At 73.4% G+C, this 24,099-nt stretch carries 18 protein-coding genes and 1 pseudogene; 13 read left to right on the top strand and 6 right to left on the bottom strand.

The features are described from left to right. Window positions 1-201 precede the first annotated feature (201 nt). A complete protein-coding gene (locus tag H300_RS0114115; RefSeq protein WP_028427954.1) occupies window positions 202-1,353 on the bottom strand; it encodes a flavin-containing monooxygenase in 1,152 nt (383 codons plus the stop codon). Between the two features lie 330 nt (window positions 1,354-1,683). On the opposite strand from H300_RS0114115, the gene H300_RS0114110 reads away from it, so the two are divergent. Both H300_RS0114110 and H300_RS0114105 read left to right on the top strand, forming a co-directional pair. Then, window positions 1,684-2,682 (top strand): helix-turn-helix domain-containing protein, encoded by a 999-nt coding sequence (locus H300_RS0114110; RefSeq protein ID WP_051270043.1) that lies wholly within the window; start codon window positions 1,684-1,686, stop codon window positions 2,680-2,682. A 285-nt stretch (window positions 2,683-2,967) separates the two neighbouring features. Further along, entirely contained in the window at window positions 2,968-4,194 is a 1,227-nt protein-coding gene (locus tag H300_RS0114105) for a S8 family peptidase (protein WP_028427952.1), read from the top strand. A 300-nt stretch (window positions 4,195-4,494) separates the two neighbouring features. Here the strand turns inward: H300_RS0114105 and H300_RS0114100 are convergent, their stop codons facing one another. Beyond that, window positions 4,495-5,142: a TetR/AcrR family transcriptional regulator gene (locus H300_RS0114100; protein WP_037980347.1), complete on the bottom strand. Its 648-nt coding sequence runs from the start codon at window positions 5,140-5,142 to the stop codon at window positions 4,495-4,497. A 213-nt stretch (window positions 5,143-5,355) separates the two neighbouring features. On the opposite strand from H300_RS0114100, the gene kbpA reads away from it, so the two are divergent. The 4 genes from kbpA to H300_RS0114080 all read left to right on the top strand — a co-directional run bounded on the left by kbpA (window position 5,356) and on the right by H300_RS0114080 (window position 9,974). Next, complete coding sequence (gene kbpA / locus H300_RS26845; RefSeq protein WP_078515990.1) at window positions 5,356-6,336, top strand: AfsK-binding protein KbpA; 981 nt, start codon at window positions 5,356-5,358, stop codon at window positions 6,334-6,336. A gap of 220 nt (window positions 6,337-6,556) precedes the next feature. Then, complete coding sequence (gene afsK / locus H300_RS0114090) at window positions 6,557-8,968, top strand: protein serine/threonine kinase AfsK (protein ID WP_037980388.1); 2,412 nt, start codon at window positions 6,557-6,559, stop codon at window positions 8,966-8,968. A gap of 116 nt (window positions 8,969-9,084) precedes the next feature. Beyond that, window positions 9,085-9,549, top strand: a complete 465-nt coding sequence (locus H300_RS0114085; protein ID WP_028427949.1) for a hypothetical protein — start codon at window positions 9,085-9,087, stop codon at window positions 9,547-9,549. A 71-nt stretch (window positions 9,550-9,620) separates the two neighbouring features. Further along, window positions 9,621-9,974: a DUF962 domain-containing protein gene (locus tag H300_RS0114080; protein ID WP_028427948.1), complete on the top strand. Its 354-nt coding sequence runs from the start codon at window positions 9,621-9,623 to the stop codon at window positions 9,972-9,974. Window positions 9,975-10,048: 74 nt separating this feature from the next. Here the strand turns inward: H300_RS0114080 and H300_RS30180 are convergent. The 4 genes and pseudogenes from H300_RS30180 to H300_RS26840 form a co-directional block, all read right to left on the bottom strand. After that, a pseudogene (locus tag H300_RS30180) lies at window positions 10,049-10,335 on the bottom strand (AfsR/SARP family transcriptional regulator); the annotation flags it as partial. 189 nt (window positions 10,336-10,524) lie between these two features. Further along, the gene (locus H300_RS0114070; RefSeq protein WP_028427947.1) at window positions 10,525-11,658 is read right to left on the bottom strand and encodes an ADP-ribosylglycohydrolase family protein; all 1,134 of its coding nucleotides are present in this window, start codon (window positions 11,656-11,658) and stop codon (window positions 10,525-10,527) included. 245 nt (window positions 11,659-11,903) lie between these two features. Beyond that, complete coding sequence (locus tag H300_RS0114065) at window positions 11,904-14,498, bottom strand: bifunctional FO biosynthesis protein CofGH (protein WP_078515989.1); 2,595 nt, start codon at window positions 14,496-14,498, stop codon at window positions 11,904-11,906. 129 nt (window positions 14,499-14,627) lie between these two features. Next, entirely contained in the window at window positions 14,628-16,991 is a 2,364-nt protein-coding gene (locus tag H300_RS26840) for a hypothetical protein (protein ID WP_051270042.1), read from the bottom strand. A 367-nt stretch (window positions 16,992-17,358) separates the two neighbouring features. On the opposite strand from H300_RS26840, the gene H300_RS0114055 reads away from it, so the two are divergent. The 7 genes from H300_RS0114055 to H300_RS32395 all read left to right on the top strand — a co-directional run bounded on the left by H300_RS0114055 (window position 17,359) and on the right by H300_RS32395 (window position 24,034). Further along, the gene (locus tag H300_RS0114055) at window positions 17,359-18,135 is read left to right on the top strand and encodes a GOLPH3/VPS74 family protein (protein ID WP_028427944.1); all 777 of its coding nucleotides are present in this window, start codon (window positions 17,359-17,361) and stop codon (window positions 18,133-18,135) included. A 264-nt stretch (window positions 18,136-18,399) separates the two neighbouring features. Continuing rightward, window positions 18,400-19,257: a Scr1 family TA system antitoxin-like transcriptional regulator gene (locus tag H300_RS0114050; protein WP_028427943.1), complete on the top strand. Its 858-nt coding sequence runs from the start codon at window positions 18,400-18,402 to the stop codon at window positions 19,255-19,257. Window positions 19,258-19,604: 347 nt separating this feature from the next. Then, the gene (locus tag H300_RS0114045; protein WP_028427942.1) at window positions 19,605-19,814 is read left to right on the top strand and encodes a DUF397 domain-containing protein; all 210 of its coding nucleotides are present in this window, start codon (window positions 19,605-19,607) and stop codon (window positions 19,812-19,814) included. An 879-nt stretch (window positions 19,815-20,693) separates the two neighbouring features. Further along, window positions 20,694-21,209 (top strand): XRE family transcriptional regulator, encoded by a 516-nt coding sequence (locus tag H300_RS0114040; protein WP_486583828.1) that lies wholly within the window; start codon window positions 20,694-20,696, stop codon window positions 21,207-21,209. A gap of 196 nt (window positions 21,210-21,405) precedes the next feature. Continuing rightward, window positions 21,406-22,059, top strand: a complete 654-nt coding sequence (locus tag H300_RS0114035) for a hypothetical protein (protein ID WP_028427940.1) — start codon at window positions 21,406-21,408, stop codon at window positions 22,057-22,059. A gap of 8 nt (window positions 22,060-22,067) precedes the next feature. After that, window positions 22,068-23,306, top strand: a complete 1,239-nt coding sequence (locus H300_RS26835; RefSeq protein WP_051270041.1) for an MAB_1171c family putative transporter — start codon at window positions 22,068-22,070, stop codon at window positions 23,304-23,306. Beyond that, window positions 23,303-24,034, top strand: coding sequence for a hypothetical protein (locus tag H300_RS32395; protein ID WP_486583827.1), 732 nt, complete (start codon window positions 23,303-23,305; stop codon window positions 24,032-24,034). Before H300_RS26835 ends, H300_RS32395 begins: the two co-directional genes overlap by 4 nt. Window positions 24,035-24,099: the final 65 nt, after the last annotated feature.

Below are 24,099 nucleotides of genomic sequence, written 5' to 3'. Positions count from 1 at the left end.
CGCGTTCGCCGCCGGCACGTCCACGGTGCGCGACGGGCGCGGACCCGTCCACGGCGTGCGACCGTCCTGGGATGTCCCGGGACGGTCACCGCCCTGACCAGCGCGGGCACGGACGGCGGGACGGCTGCGGCGGGACGGCGCGATGCGGCGGCGGGGTCCGCGGCGAGCCCGTCCCACCGCGCGGGGCCGGCGGGCGCGGGGTCAGCGGGAGGTGCGGGCGACTGCCCTGGCTATGCGCTCCGCCTCGATGCCCATCTCCCGCAGCAGTCCGCTGATCGGGTTGGTGAGGCCGGTGAAGTACAGGTCGGGTGCGGTGGGGGAGGTGCGCGCGCCGGTCACGACCGGGCGTCCCGCCGGGTCGAGGAGCGAGAGATGGCCGACGAGGTCCTCCAGACCGCGCCGGTAACCGGTGGCGGCGACGACGACCTCCGGGCCGATCAGCGAGCCGTCGGCCAGCCGGATCTTCTCGCTGTCGAAGGCCTCCACGGCGGCGACCGGCTCGATCCGCCCCGTCTTCACGCCCTTGATGAGGCCGACGTCCTGCACGGGGATGGCGCCCTCACGCACCCGCGAGTAGAGCCCGCTCTCCGGCCGGGGCAGCCCCTTCCCGGACAGGTCCGGCACGCTGACCCGGGCCAGTGCGCCGGCGAGCCGGTCCACCAGGGCGACCGGGAGCCGGCGTACGAGGACGGCGTTGGCCTGCGCGGGCCAGCCGAGCGTCGAGCGCCGGACGATGTGGGGCGGTGTCCGGACGGCCAGGCGCACCCGCCCCGCGCCCCCGGCGGCCAGGTCGGCGGCCACCTCCGCGCCGGTGTTGCCCACGCCGACGACGAGTACGTCCTTGCCGCGGAACGGCCGCGGGTTCCGGTACTCGGCCGCGTGCAGCAGCTCACCGGGCCACTCCGCGCGCCCGGGCCAGTCGGGGAGGTACGGGGTGTGGTTGTGGCCGGTGGCCACCACCACCGCGGAGGCCTGCATCTCGCGCCCGCCGGTCGCCCGCAGCAGCCAGCCGCCGTTCTCGTCCGGGTCGGTCGTGCGCTCGATCCGGTGCACCTCGACCCCGGTGGTGACGTCCAGCCGGTGGTGCTCGGCGTAGCTCTCCAGGTAGCGGACCAGCTCGTCGCGGGGGACCCAGCGTCCGGAGGACCGCGGGATCGCCAGGCCGGGCAGCGAGGACCAGCGCCGGGTCGTGTGCAGGCGGAGCCGGTCGTACCGGGTGCGCCAGGAGGCCCCCACCGCGTCGGACCGCTCCAGCACCAGCGAGCGGATCCCGTGCTCCCGGAGTGCCGCCGCCGTCGCCAGGCCGCCGGGGCCGCCGCCGATGATGTGGACTGGTCTGCTTTCGTCGGACATGGGCATGTCGATGAGCTTAGCCCCGTCCGGTGGTCGGCGAGAGGCCGCCCGGGGGTAGCGGCTGACGGTACGTCAGCCGCTCCGTCACCGGGTGCGCGGGGCGGGGCCGCCGGACGGGCGCGGGGCCTCCGCGCGGAACGGACGCGGTCCGTTCCGCTGCCGGTGAGGAGCGTCGCCGGCGCGGGCCGCAGCCGGGAACGCTCTCTGCCGCCCACCGGCCGGGTTGGGGTGTTGGGGTCCCGGCGGGTGGGCGGCAGCGAGCGCACGTTCTATCGTGCCGGGGCCGCTCCTGGTGACACCACTGTGACAGCGGCACTAAAGTGCCGTCCCATGGGGCAAGGCACACCCGGCGCTGACGGCGAGATCCACACGGCGGAACTGGCCGATCATCTGACCGCACTGGGCGTCTCCGGGAACGCGGTCGAGCTCTACCTGGCGCTGCTCTCGTGCAGCGGCCCCCGCGCTCGCGACGCAGCCGGCACCGAGGCGATGCGCGAGCTGGTGCGGCTCGGCCTGGTCGTGCACGGACACGGCGGCGCCCCGACTCCGGTGCCCCCACTCGGCGCGCTGGAACTGCTCGCCCGCCGGGGCGCGCTCCGGCTGGAGGAGGCGCGGGCCGCCGTCGCCGGCGCGTACGAGCACTACCGGCGCCACCACTCGGAGGCCGGCGGCGGGGTGGTCGCCGAGGAGGTGACCGGAGAGGAGATCGAACGGCGGCTGGGCGGCGCGCTGGCGGAGGCGCGCACCGAGGTACTGCGGTTCGACACGCCTCCCTACTTCTGGGACAGCGAGCGCGGCGCGACCACCGAGACCGCCATGCTCCGCCGCGGGGTGGCCCACCGGGCCGTCTACGCACGGGCCTCGCTGGCGCACCCGGGCCACCTCAGCGGCAACGTCCAGCCCTGCATCGAGGCCGGCGAGCAGGCCCGGGTACTGCCCGAACTGCCGGTGAAGCTGACCGTCGTCGACGATCGCATCGGTTTCGTCGGCCTCTCCCTCGCCGAGGTCGAGGTCAACCGCGGGCTGCTGGTGGTGCGGCCGAGCGGGCTGCTCACCGCGCTCCGCGCCCTCTTCGAGGCCTGCTGGGACCGGGCGCTGCCGATCCAGGCCTCCGGCAGCACCGCAACGGGCTCCGGGGTGCGGCCGGGCCCCACCGAGCGGCGCATCCTGGCGATGCTGGTCGCGGGGGTCCCGGACAGCCAGATCATCCGCGAACTCGGCGTGAGCCGGCGGACGTTCTTCCGCCGGATGGAACTGCTGTCCGCCCAGGCGGGCGCCGGGTCGAGGTTCCAGCTGGCTCTCCAGGCCCAGCGGCGGGGCTGGCTGTGACCGGTCACGCAGGCCGGCGGCGCGCGCCCCGGGAGCCCGAGGCGGATCGCGGGAAGCCCGGTTGGGCCCGCGGGGTGGGGCCGGGCGTCCTCCCGTGGATGCCCGGCCGGCACGTCACCGCCGTGCCGGGCGGGCATCTTGGTGTCCCTGGCACTGGTGTGCCCCCCGAGGTGCCTCCGATCGGCTAGAACCTGTGGTGGACCCGTGCGGGAGAGCTGCGCGTGCAGCGTGCGGAGCGTGCGTGTGGGAAATGGACGTGTGAGAGAAGGGGAGGGACTCGGCCGCATGAAGAGACCGGGACGCATACGTATCGCCATGGGTGCGGGATTCGCCGCACTCGCGATGGTCGGCACGATGGCCACCGCAGGGGCGGCGGAACCCGGCCCGCAGGGGCAGATCCGCGGCGACGGGGTGGGCAGGACCGTCGCCGGCGAGTACATCGTCGTGCTGAAGGACGCGGAGAGCGGGCCGGGCGCCCGGGGCGGCGCCGGGGCGGCCGAGCGGATACGCGACCGGGTCGGCTCGCTGGCCGACCGGTACGGCGGTTCGGTGCAGCGCACGTACACCACCGCACTCAGCGGTTTCTCGGTCGAGGCGTCGGAGCGGCAGGCGCGGCGGATGGCCGCCGACCCGTCTGTCGCCTACGTCGAGCCGAACCGGGTGGAGACGGGCGACGGCACCCAGACCGACCCGGAGTGGGGTCTGGACCGGATCGACCAGCGGAGTCTGCCCTTCAGCGGCAGCTACACGTATGACACCGGCGCTTCGGGAGTCACGGCCTACGTGGTCGACTCCGGCGTCCGCCGCAGCCACGAGGAGTTCGGCGGCCGGGCCGAGTACGGCTACAACTTCGTGGACGGCACCACCGAGGCGAGCGACTGCCACGGCCACGGCACGCACACCGCCGCCACCGTGGGCGGCGAGACGTACGGCGTGGCCAAGGACGTGCGGATCGTCGCGGTGAAGGTGCTGAACTGCGACAACTCGGGTACCACCGCCAACGTGCTGGCCGGTTACGACTGGGTGGCCCAGAACGCCGTCAAGCCGGCGGTAGCGAATGTCAGTATCGGCGGCAGTGCCAGCGACGCCAAGGACGCGGCGGTCGCCGAGATGGTGGACGCGGGCATCACCGTCGCGGTCTCCGCGGGCAACAACGGTGTCGACGCCTGCACGCAGTCGCCCGCCCGCGAGCCGTCCGTCATCACGGTCGGCTCCGTGAACCAGAACGACAACAAGTCGAGCTACTCCAACTACGGTTCCTGCGTGGACATCTTCGCCCCCGGCAACCAGGTGGTCTCGGCCGGCCACGGCTCGGACACCGGTACCGCGACGAAGAGCGGCACTTCGATGGCGGCCCCGCACGTCGCCGGCGCCGCCGCGCTCTGGGCGGCGGACCACCCCGGCGCCTCGCCTGCCGAGGTGACGGCGGGCCTGCTGGACGCGGCCAGCACGGGCAAGGTCAACGGGCCCGGCAGCGGCTCGCCCAACCTGCTCCTGTACAGCAGGTTCTGATCGGCCCCCGCTGACCGGCGGCCTCCGGGCAGCGCCCGACCCCCTGCCGCCCCGGCCACCCGTGGGGCACGGACCGGTCCGGCACGGCGCGCGGTGCACGACGCACCGCGCGCCGCGTCGTGTCCGAAACGGCGCGGACGGAACGCTGCGGGTGCGGGACGCCGCGGTGCGGTGCAGTGCGGTGCAGTGCGGAGACGGTGCGGTGGGGACGGGCGGGGCCACCCGGGCCGGGCGGACCGCGGCGGTGTGTGCCCGTGGGCGGGAGCGGCGGACGCGCGGCTCCGGGGGCCGCGCCCCCTGCTACGGGGCGGGCTTGCGGCCGGTGACGCCGAGGTGTACGAGCTGCACGAGGCTCGGCTTCAGTTCGGCCTGTTTGACGCCCCAGGTCTGGAAGCCCTTCTGGTGGCCGGCGGCGGACGCCAGCATGGTCACCAGGGAGCCCGCCAGCCCGGCGGCGCTGATCTCCGGGGCGACCCGGCCCTTGCCCTGGAGCTCCTGGATCGTCCCGGTGAGCGTCTGGGTGACGGGGGTGAGCGTCTTCATCCTGATCTTGTAGAAACGTTTATCCCCTTCTGCGGCAGCGAGATCCACCACCCGCAGGATCGCCTCGTTCCGTCGCCAGAACGACAGGAAGCCGTCGACCAGCTCCTCCGCGCTCCGCCGTCCCGCCTTGCCGCTCCACGAGTGCCCGGCGACCAGGTCGGCGAGCGCGCCGCCCTCCTTCGCCGTCGCGTCGGCGAGCTCCAGCACGGCTCCCTCCACGTCCGGGAAGTACTGGTAGAAGGTCGCCGGCGAGGTGCCCGCCCGTCTGGCGACGTCGATCACCTTGACGTCGCGGTAGGGCGAGGAGCTGAGCATGTCACCGAGGCAGTCGAGCAGTTTCAGACGCGTCGCCTGCCCACGCCGTCCGGCCACCCGTCCGTCAACAGTTCGAACTTGTCCTGTCATGCCGTCAGCTTACCGACGGGCGTTTCGTGCGCTATTCGACCGCATGCAAATGGGTTTGCCCCCCTCAACCGGGCCCCCGAACCGCTCTCCGACCGCGTGCGAATCGCCACGGAGTGCGAGTATCGGTGCATAAGCGGTCAGAGATGGATGTACCGGATCGGTCGGGTCCGCGTCCGCTGTCCGCTCCGCAGTCCGGGAGGAAAGGATCAGGCCATGGCCGCATTCGCCGAGGGGACGCCCTGCTGGGTGGACGTCGCCCTGCCCGACCTGGCCGCCGGCCGCCGCTTCTACGGCGAGCTGTTCGGCTGGTCCTTCCCCTCGCCGCCGGACGTCCCCGCGCGCGGGGTGCGCGAGCGCGCGGCCGGTGGCGCGACGAACGGCTTCACCCCCGCGCTGCTGGGCGACGATCCGGTGGCCGGGCTGCTCCAGAAGTCCGACGGCCGGATGCCCACGGTGTGGACGGTCTACTTCGCCACCTCCGACGCGGTCGCCACCGCGGCCCGCGTCCGCGCCGCGGGCGGCTGGGTGATCACCGACCCGGTGCCGGCGGTGCCGGGCCCGGCCGCGGTGACGGCGCTGGCGGCCGATCCCTCGGGGGCCGTCTTCGGCCTCTGGCAGCCGGGGGAGCGGGAGGGCTTCGCCCGCAGTGGCGTCCCCGGCTCCTACGCGTGGAGCGAGGTGCACACCCGGGACACGGACGCCGTGGACACCTTCTACGCCGACGTGTTCGGCCACCAGGTGCAGGAGCTCGGCGGCGAGGACTTCGACTTCGCCGTCTGGTACCCGGCCGGGGAACCGCTCGACGAGGAGTACGCGATCGGCGGCCGAGCCATGATCGGCGACACCCTGCCCGTCGAGATGCCCGCCCACTTCCTCACCTACTTCGCGGTTACCGACTGCGACGCCACGGTGCGCAGGGTGCGCAACCTCGGGGGCCGGACGATGACCCCGCCGGAGACCACGCCGTACGGGCGGTTCGCGGTGCTGGTCGACAACCAGGGCGCGGTCTTCGCCGTACTGGACACCGCCACCACCGCGGAGCGGGCCACGCCCGCGGTGCCTTCCGCGGTGGCCGCCGGGGAGTCGGCCGATCCGGCGGGTCCCGCACCGGAGGCGGGCTCGGAGTCCGCGCGGGACCGGGAGCGGCCCGCCGCCGGGGAGGGCCCGGGGGCCGGGGGAGCGAAGGGCACCTGAGCAGGGGCTTCCCGCCGAATGCGTACGATGGCGGCAGCCGTTGCCGCCGCGGCCGGCAACTCTGGGAGTGGGCGGACACGACCGAATTGCCCCCCGGTTCGCCCCCGCCGGTCCCGCCAGGAAGAATCAGCTTCCGAAACGCGTCGGCGGGCGGCGGTGAGAAGCTGCCCGGGGGCGGTGACACAGACGAGCCCCTACGGGGGAGGTGGCAGGCAGAGTGGTGGAGCAGCTTACGCAGCACGATCCGCGGCGGATCGGCCCGTTCGAGGTGCTCGGCCGGCTGGGTGCCGGGGGCATGGGTCTGGTCTACCTGGCGCGTTCGGCGTCCGGGCGCCGGGTCGCGATCAAGACCGTGCGGACGGAGCTCGCGGAGGACCAGCTTTTCCGGGTCCGGTTCAGCCGTGAGGTGGAGGCGGCCCGCGCGGTCAGCGGCTTCTACACCGCCGCTGTGGTGGACGCCGACGCGCAGGCGGCCGTGCCGTGGCTCGCGACGGCCTACGTGCCGGCCCCCTCGTTGGAGGAGATCATCAGCGAGTGCGGGCCGATGCCCGCGCAGGCCGTGCGCTGGCTGGCCGCCGGTATCGCCGAAGCCCTCCAGTCCATCCACGGTGCCGGACTCGTGCACCGGGACCTCAAGCCCTCCAACGTGCTGGTGGTCGAGGACGGGCCGCGCGTCATCGACTTCGGGATCGCCTCCGGGGTGTCCAACACCCGGCTCACCATGACCAACGTCGCCGTGGGCACCCCCGCGTACATGTCGCCCGAGCAGGCGCGCGACTCGCGGAGCGTGACGGGGGCGAGCGACGTCTTCTCGCTCGCCTCCACTCTGGTCTTCGCCGCCACCGGACACGCGCCCTTCCACGGCGCCAACCCGGTGGAGACGGTCTTCATGCTGCTGCGCGAGGGGCCGGACCTGGAGGGCCTGCCGGACGAGCTGATCCCGCTGATCGAGTCGTGCATGCGGCACGAGGCGGACCGCCGCCCCACTCCCGCCGACCTCCAGGCGCAACTGGCCCCGCACCTGTTCTCCTCCGGCGGCGACGACAGCGGCACCGCTTCCGCCTGGCTGCCGGGCGGCGCGGTGGAGCTGATCGAGCGCAAGCGCGGCGGCCGCTCCCGTCCGGTGCAGCGCCCGGCCCCGCCCGTCGCGCCGCCGCCGCGCCCCGACCACCTCCCGCCGCCGCCCGAGCACGCCCCGCCCGTTCCGGCCGGCGCGGTCGCGGCGCCGCCGATGCCGGGCGGCCCGCAGGGCATGCCGCATCCGCCCGCCCCCGGCCCGGCCGCCCCGATGCCCGGCGCCGACCCGGTGCGGCTGCCAGGCTCGCAGGTGCACATCGGCCCGGGACCGCGCCGCCCGGAGAACCGCGGTCCGGACGTGGGAGCCGGTACCCAGTGGGTGCGTCCGCCGAGCGGTGCCTCCGCCGTCGCCCCCGCGCCCCCGGCGCCTCCCGCCGTCGCCCCCGCACCCCCGGCGCCTCCCGCCGCCCCGTCGGCCGCGGCGCCGCCCCGGTGGCGGCCCTGGCGGTTCCGGATGTCCAACGACGTGTGGGGCACTCCGGTGGTCGTGGAGAACCAGCTGTACGTCACCTCCTTCGAGGTGCACGCGCTCGACGTGGCCACCGGACGCAGGCAGTTCAAGACCGGCGAGGTCGCCTGGTCGATGGCGGTCTCCGCCGGACGCGTGCACGGCTCCGACGGCCCCACTCTGTACGCGCTGGCGGCCGGTGACGGCCGCGAGCTGTGGAAGCTGTCGGTGGACGCGTGGGTGTACTCGCTGCGCGCCGACGGCGGGGTCGTGGTCACCGGTACTCGCGGCGGCGGAGTCCAGGCCTGGCACGCGGGTACGGGCGAGCAGTTGTGGAAGGTCACCGGTGCGCAGGCCGACTTCGAGGCGGCCGAGCACGGCCCGGTGCTGCACGACGGCACCGTCTACCTGTGGGGCGACGGCCGACTGTACGCGGTGGAGGCCCGGACGGGGGACGAGAAGTGGTCCCACCCGGTCGGCGACTCGGCGGCGACCGGCGGCGTCCCGGTGCGGCTGCTGCCCGCCGAGGACGGCGCGATCTACGTCACCGCCGGGTCCCGGGTGCTGGCGCTCGACGCGGCGACCGGCCACGAGCGCTGGCGGTTCGACGCCCCGGCCGCGTTCCTGTGCCCGCCCGCCTTCGTACCGGGCCCCGCGGTGGCCGGCGGCGGGGTCTATCTGGCCGACTACCTCGGCACCGTCTACGCGCTGGACGCCGTCGGCGGGCACGACCGGTGGCGGATCGCCACCGAGTCACGGCCCTCCGGCGAGCCGGTGGTGGTGGCCGACGGCCTGGTCCATGTGGCCAGTGGACGGGCCCTCTACACGATCGACGCGGTGCCTGGCACCGGCCGCTACCGGTTCGAGGCGCGCGGCGACATCGTCGGTGCCCCGGTCGCCGCGGACGGCCGGGTGCACTTCGGCTCCGCCGACCACTCCCTCTACACGCTGGACTCGGTCGGTGGGCAGCTGCGCTGGAAACTCGCCACCGGTGGGGAGATCACCGGAGCGCCGCTGGTGGCGGGCGGTGTGGTGTACGCGTGCAGCAAGGATCGCTGCGTGTACGCGCTCGACGCCTCCAAGGGGACCGGTCAGCAACGCAGTTGAGCGGACCGGCGACGGGCCGCTTCCTCTGTCCCGGGGAACCCCGCACCGGCCTGGACGCGTCCACGCGGGTGGTTGCAGTGAACGCGACAAACGAACGTTTTTTCGGGGGCTCTTCCATGTGTCATGTCAAACTGATCGCCGTGGTCGTCGCGGTCCTGCTCGCACTCACCGGCTTCAGCCACACCAAGACCTCGAGTGGCAAGGGCGGCAGCAAGAGCAGCGGTGGGAGCAGCGGCGGCGGGTGCAGCAAGAAGTCGACCACGAGCAAGGGCAGTAGTTACAAGGGGGGTACGACCGGCGGCTACCCCTCCAGCGAGCGCGAACCGAGTGGCGAGGTCGTGCAGTGCGTCCGGGCCGAGGCCGACGAGCCCGCCGCGACGGTCCGGGTGCGGCCCGGCAACCGGTCGCGGAGCTTCCAGGTCGAGGTGCGCTTCCTCGGGGACGACGGCCTGACGGTGGACCGCGGCACGACGCGCGTCCGGTTGCAGTCCGGCGGTGACACGCGCCGGGTCGAGGTGGAGATGGACCGCCCCGAGCGGGCCGACGAGGTGGACGACTGCCGCCTGGAGCGGATCTCCTGACCGCCGGCGGCCCGTCCGGGCCCACCCCGCAGGGGTGGGCCCGGACGGGCCGGGACGGCTAACGTGCCGGTATGACGGATCGGACGTTCACCTCGTACGAGGAATTCTGGCCGTACTACGTGGCCATGCACGCGCGGGTCGCCACTCGCTGGGTGCACCTCACCGGCACCCTCACCGGCCTCGGCATCAGCCTCTACGGACTGGCCCGGGGCCGGAAGCGGTACGCCGCGGCCCTCCCCCTGATCGGGTACGGCACGGCCTGGCCCGCGCACTTCCTGCTGGAGGGGAACAACCCGGCGACCTTCGGGCACCCGCTGTGGTCGCTGCGCGGGGACGCGCAGATGATTGCGATGATGCTCGCCGGCCGGGACGGCGAACTGGCCGAGACGGCCTCGACCTGGCTGGCCCAGCACCCGCCCCGCTGACCCGTGGCCCCGCTGACCCGCGACCCCGCTGACCCGTGGCCGGTCCGGCCCGGGGCCAGGTGAGCCGTGCCGATACGGACCGCGTAACCGCCGGACTCGCTGGTCAGCGCAGCGGCGCCGAGGACCTTGCGCAGCCGCGAGGCGTAGGTGCGCAGTGCGGCGAGCGCCTGCTGCGGCGGTTCCCCGCCCCACACCGCGTCGACCAGCTCCTGCGCGGTGGCGGTGCGTCCGCCGCGCAGCAGCAGTGCCGTCAGCAGCGCACGCTGCTGGGCGAACCGGTGTTGAGCGACTCGCCGTCGCGCCAGGCCCGTACCGGTCCCAGCACCGCGCGTCGCAGCCCCGCCCCCGGATCGGCGACCATGTGTGCCCCCTCCTCGTTCCGCTCCCCGCCCGCTGGTTGCCGCCCCCCACAGTGTGCCCTGTAGCGGCCCCCACGGGCAGTTGTGTACAGGCCTGTTGACCCGAAGAGGTACGAGGCCACCACATGCGGCGCCGCCTCGCACCTCGCGACGGCGCGCGCTCCCCTGCGGGCGGCGCGGGACGCACCCTCTCAGACGCGGGGGTAGCGCTGCAGCCAGCCGGGGGAGTGCGAGGACGTCGCCGGGCTGTGCAGAGCCGGGCCCTGCGTCATCTCCATCGCGAAGTCGTCGGCCAGCTCCAGGATGGTCGCCCTGCCCTCCAGCTCCGTCACCCAGGCGGGCGGCAGCGCGGTCTCGCCGTGCAGCGCGCCGAGCAGGTTGCCGCAGACCGAGCCGGTGGAGTCGGAGTCGCCGCTGTGGTTCACCGCCAGCAGCAGGCCGTGCCGGACGTCCTCTGCGACGAGTGCGCAGTACACCCCCATCCCCAGCGCCTCCTCCGCCGTCCAGCCCGCGCCGAGCGATTCGACCCGCTCCGCGGTCGGCATCCCCTGCCGGACCGCGCCCAGCGCCCGCTTCAGCGCGTCCGTCGTCTCCTCGTGGCCGGGGCGGACGGACAGGAGCGCCAGCGCCTGCTGCACCGCGGCGTCCATCGAGTCCCCGCGGGTGAGCGCGTGCACGATGACGGAGAAGGCCCCGGCGGCCAGGTAGCCCGTCGGATGCCCGTGGGTCTGCGCGGCACACTCCGCCGAGAGCTGGAAGACCAGTTGCGGCTCCCAGCCGACCAGCAGCCCGAACGGTGCCGAGCGCATCACGGTTCCGCAGCCCTTGGAGTCCGGGTTCTTCGGCCGCTCCAGCGTGCCCATCCGGGCGTCCGCGAGACCCGTGAGGCAGGCGTTGCCGGGGGCGCGCCGTGTGTAGAGCCACTCCTGCCTGGCCAGCCAGCCGTCGTCCTTCCTCCGCTCGTCGGGCCCCCAGTCCCGCTGGGTGGCGGCCCAGCGGCGGTAGGCCGCGTGGACGTCGGTGGGCGGGTGCCAGGCGCCGGCGTCGCGGCGGACATGGGCCCGGATCAGGCCGTCGACGGTGAAGAGCGTCATCTGGGTGTCGTCGGTGATCGCCCCGCGCCGCCCGTAGGCGGGGACGTAGTCGCCCACCCCCTCGGCGCCGTGCGCCGCGCGGATGGCGGCCAGCGACTCGAACTCGACACCGGCGCCCAGCGCGTCCCCGACCGCGCCCCCCAGGAGGCAGCCGCGGACCCGGCTTCGGAAGTCCTGCTGCTCCGCCCGTCCCCAGACGGCCGCGTTGCCGGAACGGCCAGAACCGGTCACAGCGTCCCTCTCTCTCGATCGCCCCTGTCCGGATCAGCACTGTAAACGACTGGCGGGGCCGGGATCAGGGGGCCGGTCCGCCGGCAGAGCCCCACCCGACCCCGCCCCGCGGCCGAGGGCAAGCACCGAACCGGCCGTTGTCGGTGCCACCCGGCGCTCCGAGCCGCCGGCCCACCCCCGAGGAGCCGGTGACGAGTCCCGCGATGCGGTGGCTCCGGCGCCGGTGCTCGCGGCCGCCCCGCTGTTCAGTCGCCGAGCACCGGGAGCAGTTCGGGCAAGTGGCCGTCGGAGGCGAGCGCGGCCCGCCGGCGCTCCTCGGGAACCTCGCCGTAGTCCGTCGTCCGGGGCCGCGAGGGGCGGCCCGCCGCCTCCGCGATCGCCACCAGGCCCTTGACCGAGCGGTACGAGCCGTAGGACGAGCCCGCCATCCGGGAGATGGTCTCCTCCATCAGAGTGCCGCCCAGGTCGTTCGCCCCCGAGCGGAGCATCTCCGCGGCACCCCCGGCACCCAGTTTCACCCAGCTGGTCTGGATGTTGGTGATGTGCGGGTGCAGCAGCAGCCGGGCCATCGCCGTCACCGCCCGGTTGTCCCGGTCCGTCGGCCCCGGCCGCGCGATGCCCGCGAGGTACACCGGCGCGTTGGTGTGGATGAACGGCAGGGTCACGAACTCGGTGAACCCGCCGGTCTCCTGCTGGAGACGGGCCAGTGTGCGGAAGTGGCCCAGCCAGTGCCGCGGCTGGTCCACGTGGCCGTACATCATGGTCGAGGAGGAGCGCAGGCCCAGCCGGTGGGCGTGGCGCACCACCTCGATCCAGGTGGCCGCCGGCAGCTTGCCCTTGGTCAGCACCCAGCGCACCTCGTCGTCGAGGATCTCCGCGGCCGTGCCCGGGATCGAGTCCAGCCCGGCCTCCTTCGCCGCCGCCAGCCAGTCCGGGATCGACATGCCGGTGCGCGTCGCTCCGTTCGCCACCTCCATCGGGGAGAAGGCGTGCACGTGCATGCCCGGGACCCGCTCCTTGACCGCGCGTGCGATGTCGAAGTACGCCGTCCCCGGCAGGTCCGGATGGATTCCGCCCTGCATGCAGACCTCCACCGCGCCCACGTCCCAGGCCTGTTCGGCCCGGTCGGCGACCTGGTCCAGGGAGAGCGTGTACGCGTCGGCGTCCGTGCGGCGCTGAGCGAAGGCGCAGAACCGGCAGCCGGTGTAGCAGACGTTGGTGAAGTTGATGTTGCGGGTGACGATGTAGGTCACCTCGTCCCCGACCGTGTCCCGGCGCAGTTGGTCCGCGATCCGGCACAGCGCGTCCAGTGCCGGGCCGCCCGCGTGCAGCAGCGCCAGCGCCTGCGCGTCGGTCAGCCGCGTCGGGTCGTCCGCGGCCCTGCTCAGTGCGGCCCGTACGTCGGTGTCCACCCGCTCCGGCACCATGCCCGGCGCGGCCTGCTCCCGCAGCGCCTCCCAGTCCCCGTACACCTCGTCGAAGTCGTCCCGGCGGTCGCCGGTGCGCCCGGTGGTGTCGATCGTGCGGTGCAGGTCGGTGCGTCCGCTGCCGCCCGCGGCGAAGGAGGCGAAACCCTCGTCCGGCTCCTGCCAGGGCAGGCCCGATGGCGTGACGTCCGGCCGGGCCAGGCCGGTTTCCGGGTCAGCCAGCGCGCGCACGTGCGGCAGCAGCCGGGGGTCGAGCCATGGCTCGCCGCGCTGAATGAACTCCGGGTAGATCGTCAGGCGTTCGCGCAGCTCGAAGCCCGCGTCGGCCGTCCGGGAGGCCAGTTCGTCGATCTGCGGCCAGGGCCGCTCCGGGTTCACGTGGTCGGGGGTGAGCGGCGAGACGCCGCCCCAGTCGTCGATCCCGGCCCCGATGAGCAACGCGTACTCCTCGTCCACCAGGTTCGGTGGGGCCTGCACCCGGGCCGAGGGGCCCAGCACCAGCCGGGTCACCGCGACCGCCGCCGCCAGTTCCGTCAGCTCCGCGTCCGGCATGCCGCGCATCGCGGTGTCCGGCTTGGCGCGGAAGTTCTGCACGATAACCTCCTGCACCCCGTGGTACGAGCGCTGTACCCGGCGCATCGCGAACAGCGCCTCGGCCCGCTCCTCGTAGTCCTCGCCGATGCCGATCAGTACACCGGTGGTGAACGGCACGTTGGAGCGTCCCGCGTCCTCCAGCACCCGGAGCCGGACCGCCGGCTCCTTGTCCGGGGAGCCGTGGTGCGGTCCACCCGGCTCCGACCACAGCCGGGTCGCCGTCGTCTCCAGCATCATCCCCATCGACGGCGCCACCGGCTTCAGCCGCTGGAAGTCCGTCCACGTCAGGATGCCGGGGTTGAGGTGCGGGAGCAGGCCCGTCTCCTCCAGCACCCGCACGGACATCGCCCGGACGTAGGCGAGGGTGTCGTCGTAGCCGTGCGCGTCCAGCCACTCCCGGGCCTCCGGCCAGCGGTCCTCAGGGCGGTCCCCCAGTGTGAAGAGGGCCTCCTTGCAACCCAGTTCGGCGCCGCGGCGGGCGATGTCGAGGACTTCGTCGGGGGAGAGGTACATCCCGTGTCCCTCCCGGCGCAGCTTGCCCGGGACCGTCACGAAGGTGCAGTAGTGGCAGCGGTCGCGACAGAGCCTGGTCAGCGGGATGAACACCTTGCGCGAGTAGGTGAGGACACCCGGTCGGCCCGCGGCCTCCAGCCCGGCGTCCCGGACTCGTCCGGCCGAGGCGCTCAGCACGGCCAGATCGGCGCCGCGGGCCTGGAGCAGCACCGCGGCCTCGGCGGTGTCCAGTGCGACACCGTCGGCCGCCCGGCGCAGCGCGCGGCGCATGGCGTTGGCGGTCGGTCCCTGCGCGTCTGAGGTCATCAGTCGAGGGTACGACGCTGCCCCTGCCACGGGACGGGAGGACCGGCGGGGCGTACGGGCCTCCCGTCCGGCCGAGCGCGTCCGGGGCGGCGGCGGGCCGCGGCCCCGGACGGCGGACAACCCCGGGCGTCAGAGGATGCGCGTCAGCCTCGCCCCGAGGCCTGGTTCGGCCTTCGGCTCCGCCAGCGCGACGGGGACCTCGACCCGGCCGGGTCCGGAGCCGACCGTCAGCACACCGACCCCGGTACCGGACTTCACCTCCTGCGGGATCGGGCCGCCGCGCCCGGCCAGGTCGAGCCCGACCTCCAGGCCCGGCCAGCCGACGGCCGTCACGTCCTCGGTCGCGACCACCGGGGTCCGGCCACCGAGGCCGTCGTCGACGACTCCGACCACGTCGCCCTTCTCCGCGATCCGCTCGGAGGCGAGCGCTGCACCGGCGGAGTCGATGAGGTCGCGGCCGGCGCTCAGCGCACCCTCCAGGATCGAGTTGCCCGGACCGGCCGGCGGCTGGGTCAGCACGGCGCCGATGATCAGCTGAGTGGTGCCGGCCACCTCCTTCTCGGCCGCGAACAGCAGGTTGCCGCCCGCGGCGGTGGTGGTGCCGGTCTTGATGCCCACCGTGCCGTCGTAGGGGACGAGTTGGTTCCAGTTGTTCTGCTGCTTGCCGTTGCGGTCCACGTAGGACGGCTGCCGGACGCTCTCCCGGAACGCCTCGAACTTCATCGCGGCCCGTCCCAGCTTCACCTGGTCCTCGGCCGTGCTGACCGTCTCCTCGCGGAGCCCGCTGGGGTCGGTGTACGTGGTGTTCGCCATGCCGAGCTCCTCGGCGGTGGTGTTCATCTTGTCGACGAACTCCTTCTCCGAACCCGCGTCCCAACGCGCCACCAACCGGGCGACGTTGTTCGCCGAGGCGATCATCAGGGCGTTCAGGGCCTCGGCCTGGGTGAGGGTCTCGCCCGAGGACACCTCGACCGTGGACTCGCCCTGCTCGGACAGCCCGGCGTCCTTCTCCGCCTGTGCGTCGACCTTGATCGCCTCCCCGTCCTCGCCCGCCTCCATCGGGTGGTCGCGCAGGAGCAGGTACGCGGTCATCGTCTTCGCGACGCTCGCGATCGGCACCGGTTGCTGCTTCCCGGAGGTGCCGAGCGAGCCGAGCCCCTCGACGTCCAGTGCCGCCTGCCCGGACTCCGGCCAGTCCACCGACGGTTCGGCCCCCTCGAAGGTGTGGCTCGACGCGATGCCGTCGAGTTCCGGGGAGGGCTCCGGCAGCGGGCGCAGCCACTGGGCCGTCACGAAGACGACCGCCAGCAGCAGGACCAGCGGCGACCAGATCTTCACCCGCCGCACCGCGGTGCGCAGCGGAGTCTCGGGCGGCGCGGGCTTGTTGGTCAACTGGGCCAGCAGGTCCAGCGGGCGCTCGCCGGGCAGCGGCTGCTGCCGGGTGCGCTCCGGCTCCGGGACGACCCCGGTCGTCTCGGCCGCCTCCGGCATCGGCCCCGGGCCCGCGGTCCCGTCCTCGCTCTCCCGTGCCCCGGCCTCCCGCGAGGCGCCGGGTGCCGACGGCGTCCGCCCGGCGTCCGGCTTCCCGCCGGCCGGTGCGAACCCGGTGTCCGAGGGCGTGCTGGAGCCGCGCTTCGCCGCGGGGGAGGTGCGCGGGTCGTCGCTGGAGCGGAGCGGCACGAACTGGCTCGTCCGCTCGGCCGGCGACTCGTCCGCCGCCTTGCCGGCGGCGCCCGCCTTCCCGGTCACCGGCGTCGTCCCGCCCGCGCCCGGCTTCCCGGCTGCGTCCGCCTCGCCGTCCGCGTCCGTCTCGCCGTCCGCGTCCGTCTCCGGGGCGCCCCACGCGGGCCGCTTCCGGCTTCCGTCCCCGTCCTTGCCCTCGTCCTTGCCCCGGTGAACCGGGGGCGGGGTCTCGTCCTGCCTCCGGCCCTCGTCCGGGGCGTCGCTCCCGTCACGGGCGTCCGGACACGTTTCGGCCGCCTCCGGCGAGGGGCCCGGAGGACCGTTCCGCTCGTCCGCCTTCGGCTTCGGCCCGGGCCCAGGCTCCGCCGCGTCCGGGGCGTTGCCCGGCTTCGGGTCCTCCTGCGTCTCCGGTCCGGGGCCGGACGCGCGCGAACGCCCGTCGGACGCCTCCGTCGTGCCCGAATCCCCTACCGGCGTGCCCGCCGTCTCTCCGAGTCCCTTCGGGACGGGGCCCGACGGGGGCGCTGCGGGCCCGGAGGGCTCCGCCGGTACCCGAGCCGGTTCCTCGTCCTCGGTGGCCGTCTCCGCGGCCGTACGGGCGTTCGGGGTGCCCTGGGGAGGCGTACCGCTCCCGGCACCCTCCGCGCCGCCCGCACCGGGGACCCCGTCCCCGGCACCCGGCCCCGTACCGGAGCTCTCCGTGTCCGCGGCCTTCCCTGCGTTCTCGGCGTCCGTCGTTTCCGTGTCGGTACCGGCAGGCTCCTCGGGCGCATCCGCGGCCTCCGTACCGGCGGGGTGCTCCGGCTCCACCGGAGCTTCCGCTTCCGGATTCGCCGACCCGTCGCCGGGGTGCCCGAACGCCGTGCGGGGGTCGGACCGCTCGCGGCTCGTGGGAACTGTTCCGCCCCTGTCGGTCGTCTCCCCCGACGACTCCTGTTGTCCTGCCCTGCCGGGGGACTCGCCCGCCACCGTGCCTCCTGGATTCCGCGCTCGCCGTTCCGATCACCAGTGTCCTGTGCGGTGCCGGCTGATCGTCGGGCGACCTGCTGCAACCGGCCGCCCCACTGGGCAGACGGGAACGACATATCTACCGGTTCCCCCACAAAACCACCAGGCACCCTCGACAGAACATTGTGAGAGGGGTCACCCTGTGTTCCATCCACGCGGGGAGGCATGGATGGGCAGGAGCCGCAGAACAATTCCGGAAGAGCTGCTGTTGCTCGCTCTGGACCCGACGACGGGCACCACAGCGCAGCCGCAATCGCTCGACCTCGGTCTCGCCGGGGCCCAGCTAGTGGAGCTGGCTCTCGCGGGACGGATAGCCCCTGATGGGGATCGTATCGCTGTGGTGCTGCCACGGCCGACAGGAGATCCGACCCTGGACTCCGCACTGGAACTGCTGCGCCGACGCGGCAGGCCGGTGCGCGCCGTCCACTGGATAGGCGGGCCCCGACTCGGGCTGCGCCAGACCTACCTCTCGCATCTGGAGCGCTGCGGCATGGTGCATGCCGTGGAGGGCCAGATGTGCGGAGTGCTGCCGACGACGCGCTACCAGGCGACGGAGACAGCGATCAGCCGGGAGATCAAGAACCGGCTGGACTCGGCGATCCGCACCGGCGTACCGCCGGATCCCCGGACCGCGGCGCTCGCCGCGCTGGCCCACGCGGTCGGTCTCGGCAAGCACCTCTATCCCGGCAACGAGGGGCGGTCCTGCCGCTCCCGGTTGCGGGACCTGATCCGGCACGACCCGATGGGCGGCCTGGTCGCCCACGCGGTGATGGACGTGCAGAACGGCGTCGGTGCACAGCAGCGCCGCTCTTCCGCCGGTCCGCCGCCCGCAGGGCCCGGTGCCCCACGGGCGACGGCCACGGCGGCGTCCACCGCGATGGCGTCGCGCGGAGTTCCGGAGCAGGCACGGCGGGCCGGTGGCATGGCCCGTGCCGGTGCCCGCTGAGCACACCACCGAGCCGGGAGCCGCCGGAAGCATGGGGTGGTGGTCCGACCGTTGGACGGCGGTCGGACCACCACCCCGTGCGTGCGATTTTGCACACTCCGTGGTCGATTGTTGTCAAAGCACCGCCGGTCGCGCACCGTTGATGGCAACCTGCTGGCCGTGGGCTGTCCCGCGACTCCCGAGGGAGAAGCGTCCGAGCGCCCGCCGGGAACCGCGGGAACCGCCCCGCAGGTCCCATTCTTGACAGCGGAGGTGGCTGGTCCCGTGGCGTCCAACGTCAATCCGACAGTGCGCAGGCGCCGATTGGGCCAGGAGCTGCGGAAGCTCCGCGAGGAGAAGGGGATGACCGCCGAGGAGGTCGCCGAACGCCTCCTGGTGTCCCAGTCGAAGATCAGCAGGCTGGAGAACGGCCGGCGCAGCATCAACCAGCGCGACGTGCGCGACCTCTGCGGTGTCTACGAGGTCGAGGATCGCCGGATGGTGGACTCGCTGATGCAGATGGCCAAGGAGTCCCGCCAGCAGGGCTGGTGGCACGCCTTCGGGGACATCCCGTACAGCGTCTACATCGGTCTGGAGACCGACGCCGCCTCGCTGCGGGTCTACGAACCCCAGATCATGCCCGGCCTGCTCCAGACCCAGCGGTACGCGCAAGCGGTGATCGCGGGGGCGCTGCCCGAGGCCTCGCCGTCCGACATGGAGAAGCGGGTGCAGGTGCGCATACGGCGCCAGCAGCGCATCGTCGCCGGCCGCAGCCCGTTGCGGCTGTGGGTGGTGCTGGACGAGTCGGCCCTGCGTCGCGAGGTGGGCGGCCGGCAGACCATGATCGAGCAGTTGGAGCATCTGGCCGAGCTCTCCCGGCTGCCCCACGTCACGGTGCAGGTGATGCCCTTCGCGATGGGCGCGCATCCGGGGGTGAACGGCCAGTACGCGATCCTGGAGTTCCCGGACACGGCCGACTCCACGGTGGTCTACCTCGAAGGCGTCACCAGCGACCTCTACCTGGAGAAGGCCAACGACGTGCACAGCTACAGCGTCCTGTACGAGCACCTCCGCGCCCAGGCGCTGAACGCGGAGCAGAGCCGGGCGTTCATAGAGGACGTCACCAAGGACTACGCCCGCTGAGGCCGTACCCCGCGCCCCGTACTCCCCCCGGCAGGAGCGCGGCTCGGCCCCTGCCCGCTTTCGGCCCGCTCCCGCCGGGCCCCGGCCGTGCTGCTCCGACTGCGAGCGGCCCCCACTCGCCGCCGACCCTCCGAATCCACCGGTGCGAAGGTTCTGCCAGTGTGCGCGAGGCAAGATACACCGTGGCTTCTGACAGGGGAAGGGTTGATCGGTATATGCCATCCGGTCGAGTGAACGACGCAGCCAAACATCCCCATGGACTAGTAATGTCGCTCAGCAGCCGGTGGAAGAAACTGGTGGCATCCCTGATATCCCTCCCAAGGGAACTTGGGAAGACCGGAGTAGATATGGCAATTCAGCAAGGCAAAACCGACCGTTGGGTGAAGTCCTCGTACTCCGGTGGAAACGGAGCCTGCGTGGAGGTGAAGTCGCCCGTGACGCAGACTATCGCTGTCCGTGACTCCAAGAATCCGCTCGGCCCGTCCCTCGGCTTCGCCCCGGGAACCTGGGAGGCGTTCGTCGGAGCGGTCGACACCGGGTCGCTCGACCGCCTTTGAGCGGCGGATCGGACCCGGTGGGCGCGTTCCGTTTCCCCGGCAGGCCCGGTGACGAGATCGGAGCCGTCGGTGACGACGGACGGTGATCGCCGCTGTTTCCGACGACCGGACCCTCTCGGCCGACCCGCCGTCCCGGCCGAGGGGGTTCGGTATTGCTGTGCCCCTCATTCCTGCAGCGGTCGCCCTCACAGAAACCGACGTTCCTCCCTGCGCGCGTATGGTGCCACTCGTGTTTCCGGGGGGTGGGTGGTGGTGAACTGTGCCCCGCTCGCACATCTTCGCGCAGGCAACCGCGACTCCTTTCGGTTCGGGCCGGCTCTCAGGTCCCGCGGAGCGACCGGATGTCTCCGGCGCCCATCGAGCCCGCCTCTCCTGCTGTCGGCTCGCGCAGCCAGGCGGTCCGCCCGTGCCGCCCGGCACGAGTCCGCCCGTGCCGCCCGGCACTCTCCGCGGGGCGGTTTCCGCTTCGGCGCGGCCCGCGCGGCCGCCCCGCCCGGCTTCCCGTGCCGCTCCCGCTGCCGGTCTGCACCGCGATCCGTGCCGCGCTGCACCGCGGCTCCGCCGGCCGCCCGGCGTCCTGTGCGGATCGCTGTGGAGCTCGCCGCGCTCCCGCGGGGGACCTGACCCGCGTCCTGCGCTGGCCGGAACACACCGACGGCCCGGCTCGGTCGCTGGGACCGCGCCGGGCCGTCGGGCCCCCGTTCAGACAGGCCGTACGAACCCCCGTGGCCGTACGCCCTGACCGTCTATTCTATTTTACGCTCTGGTCAGAGAGTACGGTGCGGGTGGCCCCCCTTGTCAAGCTGAATGCACGTACGATGGTTCTGGGTGTACCCGCGTAAACTTCAGTAGACAACCGGCTGCGGTCGACCAGCCGCAGTGCCGACCACAGGGGGTGAGGGGGTGGACGAGCGGACCCCTGGGAACGCGCGGACCATCGCGCAACGGCTCGACCATCTGATCGGCACCATCCACCCGCCGGACCGTGGACCGCTCAGCTACATGGAGATCGCGGACGGCATCAGGCGCAAGGCCGGCGCCGACGGTCCGACGGTGTCGCACGCCACCATCCAGAAGATCCGCAAGGGCGAGATCACCGACCCCAAGGTGAGCACCCTCACGGTGATCGCCGGGTTCTTCGGTGTCCCGGTCACCTACTTCTTCGACGAGACCGTTGCCAAGCGGGTGGACGCAAAACTCGCCAAAGTCAAAGAGCGAGTCGAACTCACCAGGGCCCAGCGCGAGTTGGTCGAAATCCTAGGAGATGGGGACGTGCGCGACGTCGCCGTGCGGATGAACGGCCTCTCCGCGGGCAGTCTGCGGGCCATCCGCGGTGTCATCGACCAGGCCCGTCGCCTCGAAGGACTGCCGGACTCGCCCGACCGCGGGGAATGAGACCGCCCACCGCCTGCGCCGCCGCCGCGGATCGACCGCGGGCATTGCGGAGCGTCCTTTTTCGTGATTTCACCGGACCCGGGGACCCGGGGACCCGGTGCGCTCGTACACCCTCGCGGGGTTTGCGGAATTGTCCGAGAGTATTTGGGTCCCGGACCGCTCAGCGGCCTAAACTACGGCTCCGAAGGAGACCCGTATGCCCAAGACGAGCCGCCGTGCCCGCTGCGAGGCCGTCGCCGACCGCCTCGACGTCCCCCGCCCGTTCGACCTCGATGTGCTCTGCGAGCGGATCGTCGCCCAGCGCGGCCGTCCGCTGCGTCTGGTGGCTCTCGAAGGAGCGCCGGACAGCAGCATGCCGTGCGGGGTGTGGGTGGCGACCACGACGGCCGACATCATCTTCTACGAACCGGCCACCAGCGCTCTGCACAAGCTCCAGATCGTCCTGCACGAGCTCGCCCACCTGCTGCTCGGCCACGGAGCCACGGACGCCGAGCGGCCCGCGTACGCCGCCAGACTCCTGGAGGCCTCCTCCGGCGCGCACCGGCGTGAGCGCGCGGACGGCGGCCGCCTCCCGGACCCCGGCGCCGGAGGGACCACCGGGCCCACCGGAACGTCTGGCGCCGGGGGGGACGCCGACCCCGACGAGTACGACGACGAGCTGGACCTGGAGCAGCTGATGCACGTCCTCGGCCGCACCAGCTACACCGACAACGAGGAGCGCGACGCCGAACTGCTGGCCACCATCCTCAGCGACCGTGCGCTCAGCAACGAGGCGCCCGCCGCGTCGGGACCGGCCGCCGACGTCCTCAACCGGCTCAACGACGCCTTCGGCCACCCGATACGCAGATAGAGGCGCCCGTGCAGACCGCAATCCTGATCCTGCTGTGGACCATGGTCCTCTGGCGGGCCCCCGCCGCCCTGCGCTACGGCAAGCAGCGCATGCTCTGGGTCACCTTCGCCGCCCTGACCGTCGCCATGACGCTCCGGGTCCACGAGGTCATGGACTTCATCGACGGCGGCGTCGGGATCAACAACCTCTCCACGCTGCTCAAGCACCTCCTCGGCATCACCGCCGCCGCGGCGCTCCTGGAGTTCGTCTTCGGCATCACCCGCCCGGAGAGCCGGGACGGCGCCCGCCGCCGCACCCCCGTGGCCGCCGTCGCGATGCTGCTGCTGACCGTGCTGTTCGTGCTCACCCCGCGCGAGGAGCAGGCCGCCGACTTCTTCGACTCCAGCGCCGGAGCCCCCGCCGCCACGGGCTACCTGCTCGTCTTCTTCGGTTACCTCGGCACGGCCATGGCCGTCGCCGCGTGGCTGTTCTGGGGATCCAGCCGCCACGCGCAGGCCGGCTGGCTGCGCACCGGTCTGCGGCTGCTCGGCGCCGGCAGCGCGGCCGGTGTGGCGTACGCCTTCCTGCGCTCCGGCTACCTGGTGCTGCGCCTCTTCGCGGACGCCGACGAGAGCCGGGACGCCACGGTCAGCGACACCACGGACGTGCTCAAGCACGCCGCCATCGCCCTCATCCTGATCGGCACCGCGGTGCCGGCCGTCGGCGTCGCCTGGCAGTCCGTCCACCACTGGCGCCAGCTGCGCCGGCTGCACCCGCTGTGGCGCGACCTCACCGAGGCCGTCCCCGAGGTGGTGCTGCACGAGGAACTGCGCCGCAGCGAACTCCGGCTCCGCCTGCACCGCCGCGTGGTGGAGATCCGGGACGCGTTGCTCGCCCTCCAGCCCTACGTCACCGCCCGCGAGCGCGACCTCGCCGCCACCGAGGGCGCCCGCGCCCGTTCCGGCCCCGGCGGGGACCCCGGCCCCGGGGCCGGGGTCCCCGCCGGGGCGGACCTGTCGGCGGGCGCGCTGGCCGACGCCTGCTGGCTGGAGCTGGCCCGCCAGGCCAAGGCCGCCGGCCGCCGCCCCGTCGATGCCGGACAGCGCCGCGAAGCGGACAGCACTACCGGAGCGCTGGACGCGCTCGACGACATCGACGCCGAGGCCGACTGGCTGCACAGCCTCGACCGCGCCCGGCGGACCGGGACGGTCCGCACCTTCACCGCCGCCCACCTCGAAGGCGTCCGTCAGGAGACCCCCCACCCGTGACCAGCGACCCAGCCCCCCGCACGCCCGCCGCCCCCCGCCCCCCGGCTTCCGGCACCCCCGCCCCGGGGGTGCCGGACCCGGACGCTTCCGGCCCCCTCGCGCCCGATCTCTCCGCGGCCACCGGTCCCGGTGCGGCCCCCGGTCCCGGCGGGCGGAAGCCGCGTACCGCCGCCCGGCTCGTCACCGACGGTTTCGAGCCGAAGAACTGGATCGTCGTCCTGGCCCTGCTGGTCGGTTGGCGGGTGGACGGTCTCGCCGGTGTGGGGTGGGGGCTGTTCGGCGCGTTCTTCGCCGCCGTGCTGCCGGTCCTCTTCATCACCTTCGGCATCCGCCGCGGCACCTGGGCCGACCGCCATCTCGGTGTCCGGCAGCAGCGGCTGGCCGTGATGGTCTTCATCATCGTGTCCGTACTGACCGGGACGCTCCTGATGCGGGGGCTGGGCGCCCCGGACGCGATGGTCGCCCTGGTCGCCGCGATGGTCGCCACGCTCGCGGTGCTGATGGCGATCACGGTGCTGTGGAAGGTGTCGGTGCACGCCGCGGTCTCCGCCGGCAGCATCGCGATCCTCGCCCTTGCCTGGGGGCCGTGGACGCTGCTCGGAGCGCCCCTCGTCGTCCTCGTAGGCTGGTCACGGGTCGCCCTGCGCGACCACACCATCGCCCAGGTCGTCGTCGGAACCGTCCTGGGGGCCGTCGTCGCCGCCGAGACCTTCGCCCTCCTGCGCTGACCCGACGCGGCCGCCCGGAGGAGCAGGAGAGCCGCCCGGAAGGGTGAGGGAGCGCGGGGGAGCCG

The organism is Streptomyces sp. TAA040 (genome assembly GCF_000424845.1).
This window is presented reverse-complemented; position numbering and strand designations above follow the sequence as displayed.

What these genes read in the sequence shown, in the direction of transcription:
- H300_RS0114065 (WP_078515989.1), bottom strand. Translation starts at nt 14,498, where the DNA reads ATGACCTCAGACGCGCAGGGACCGACCGCCAACGCCATGCGCCGCGCG.
- H300_RS0114100 (WP_037980347.1), bottom strand. Translation starts at nt 5,142, where the DNA reads ATGACAGGACAAGTTCGAACTGTTGACGGACGGGTGGCCGGACGGCGT.
- H300_RS0114105 (WP_028427952.1), top strand. Translation starts at nt 2,968, where the DNA reads ATGAAGAGACCGGGACGCATACGTATCGCCATGGGTGCGGGATTCGCC.
- H300_RS0114035 (WP_028427940.1), top strand. Translation starts at nt 21,406, where the DNA reads ATGCCCAAGACGAGCCGCCGTGCCCGCTGCGAGGCCGTCGCCGACCGC.
- H300_RS0114085 (WP_028427949.1), top strand. Translation starts at nt 9,085, where the DNA reads ATGTGTCATGTCAAACTGATCGCCGTGGTCGTCGCGGTCCTGCTCGCA.
- H300_RS0114110 (WP_051270043.1), top strand. Translation starts at nt 1,684, where the DNA reads ATGGGGCAAGGCACACCCGGCGCTGACGGCGAGATCCACACGGCGGAA.
- kbpA (WP_078515990.1), top strand. Translation starts at nt 5,356, where the DNA reads ATGGCCGCATTCGCCGAGGGGACGCCCTGCTGGGTGGACGTCGCCCTG.
- H300_RS0114115 (WP_028427954.1), bottom strand. Translation starts at nt 1,353, where the DNA reads ATGTCCGACGAAAGCAGACCAGTCCACATCATCGGCGGCGGCCCCGGC.
- H300_RS0114080 (WP_028427948.1), top strand. Translation starts at nt 9,621, where the DNA reads ATGACGGATCGGACGTTCACCTCGTACGAGGAATTCTGGCCGTACTAC.
- H300_RS0114055 (WP_028427944.1), top strand. Translation starts at nt 17,359, where the DNA reads ATGGGCAGGAGCCGCAGAACAATTCCGGAAGAGCTGCTGTTGCTCGCT.
- H300_RS0114045 (WP_028427942.1), top strand. Translation starts at nt 19,605, where the DNA reads ATGGCAATTCAGCAAGGCAAAACCGACCGTTGGGTGAAGTCCTCGTAC.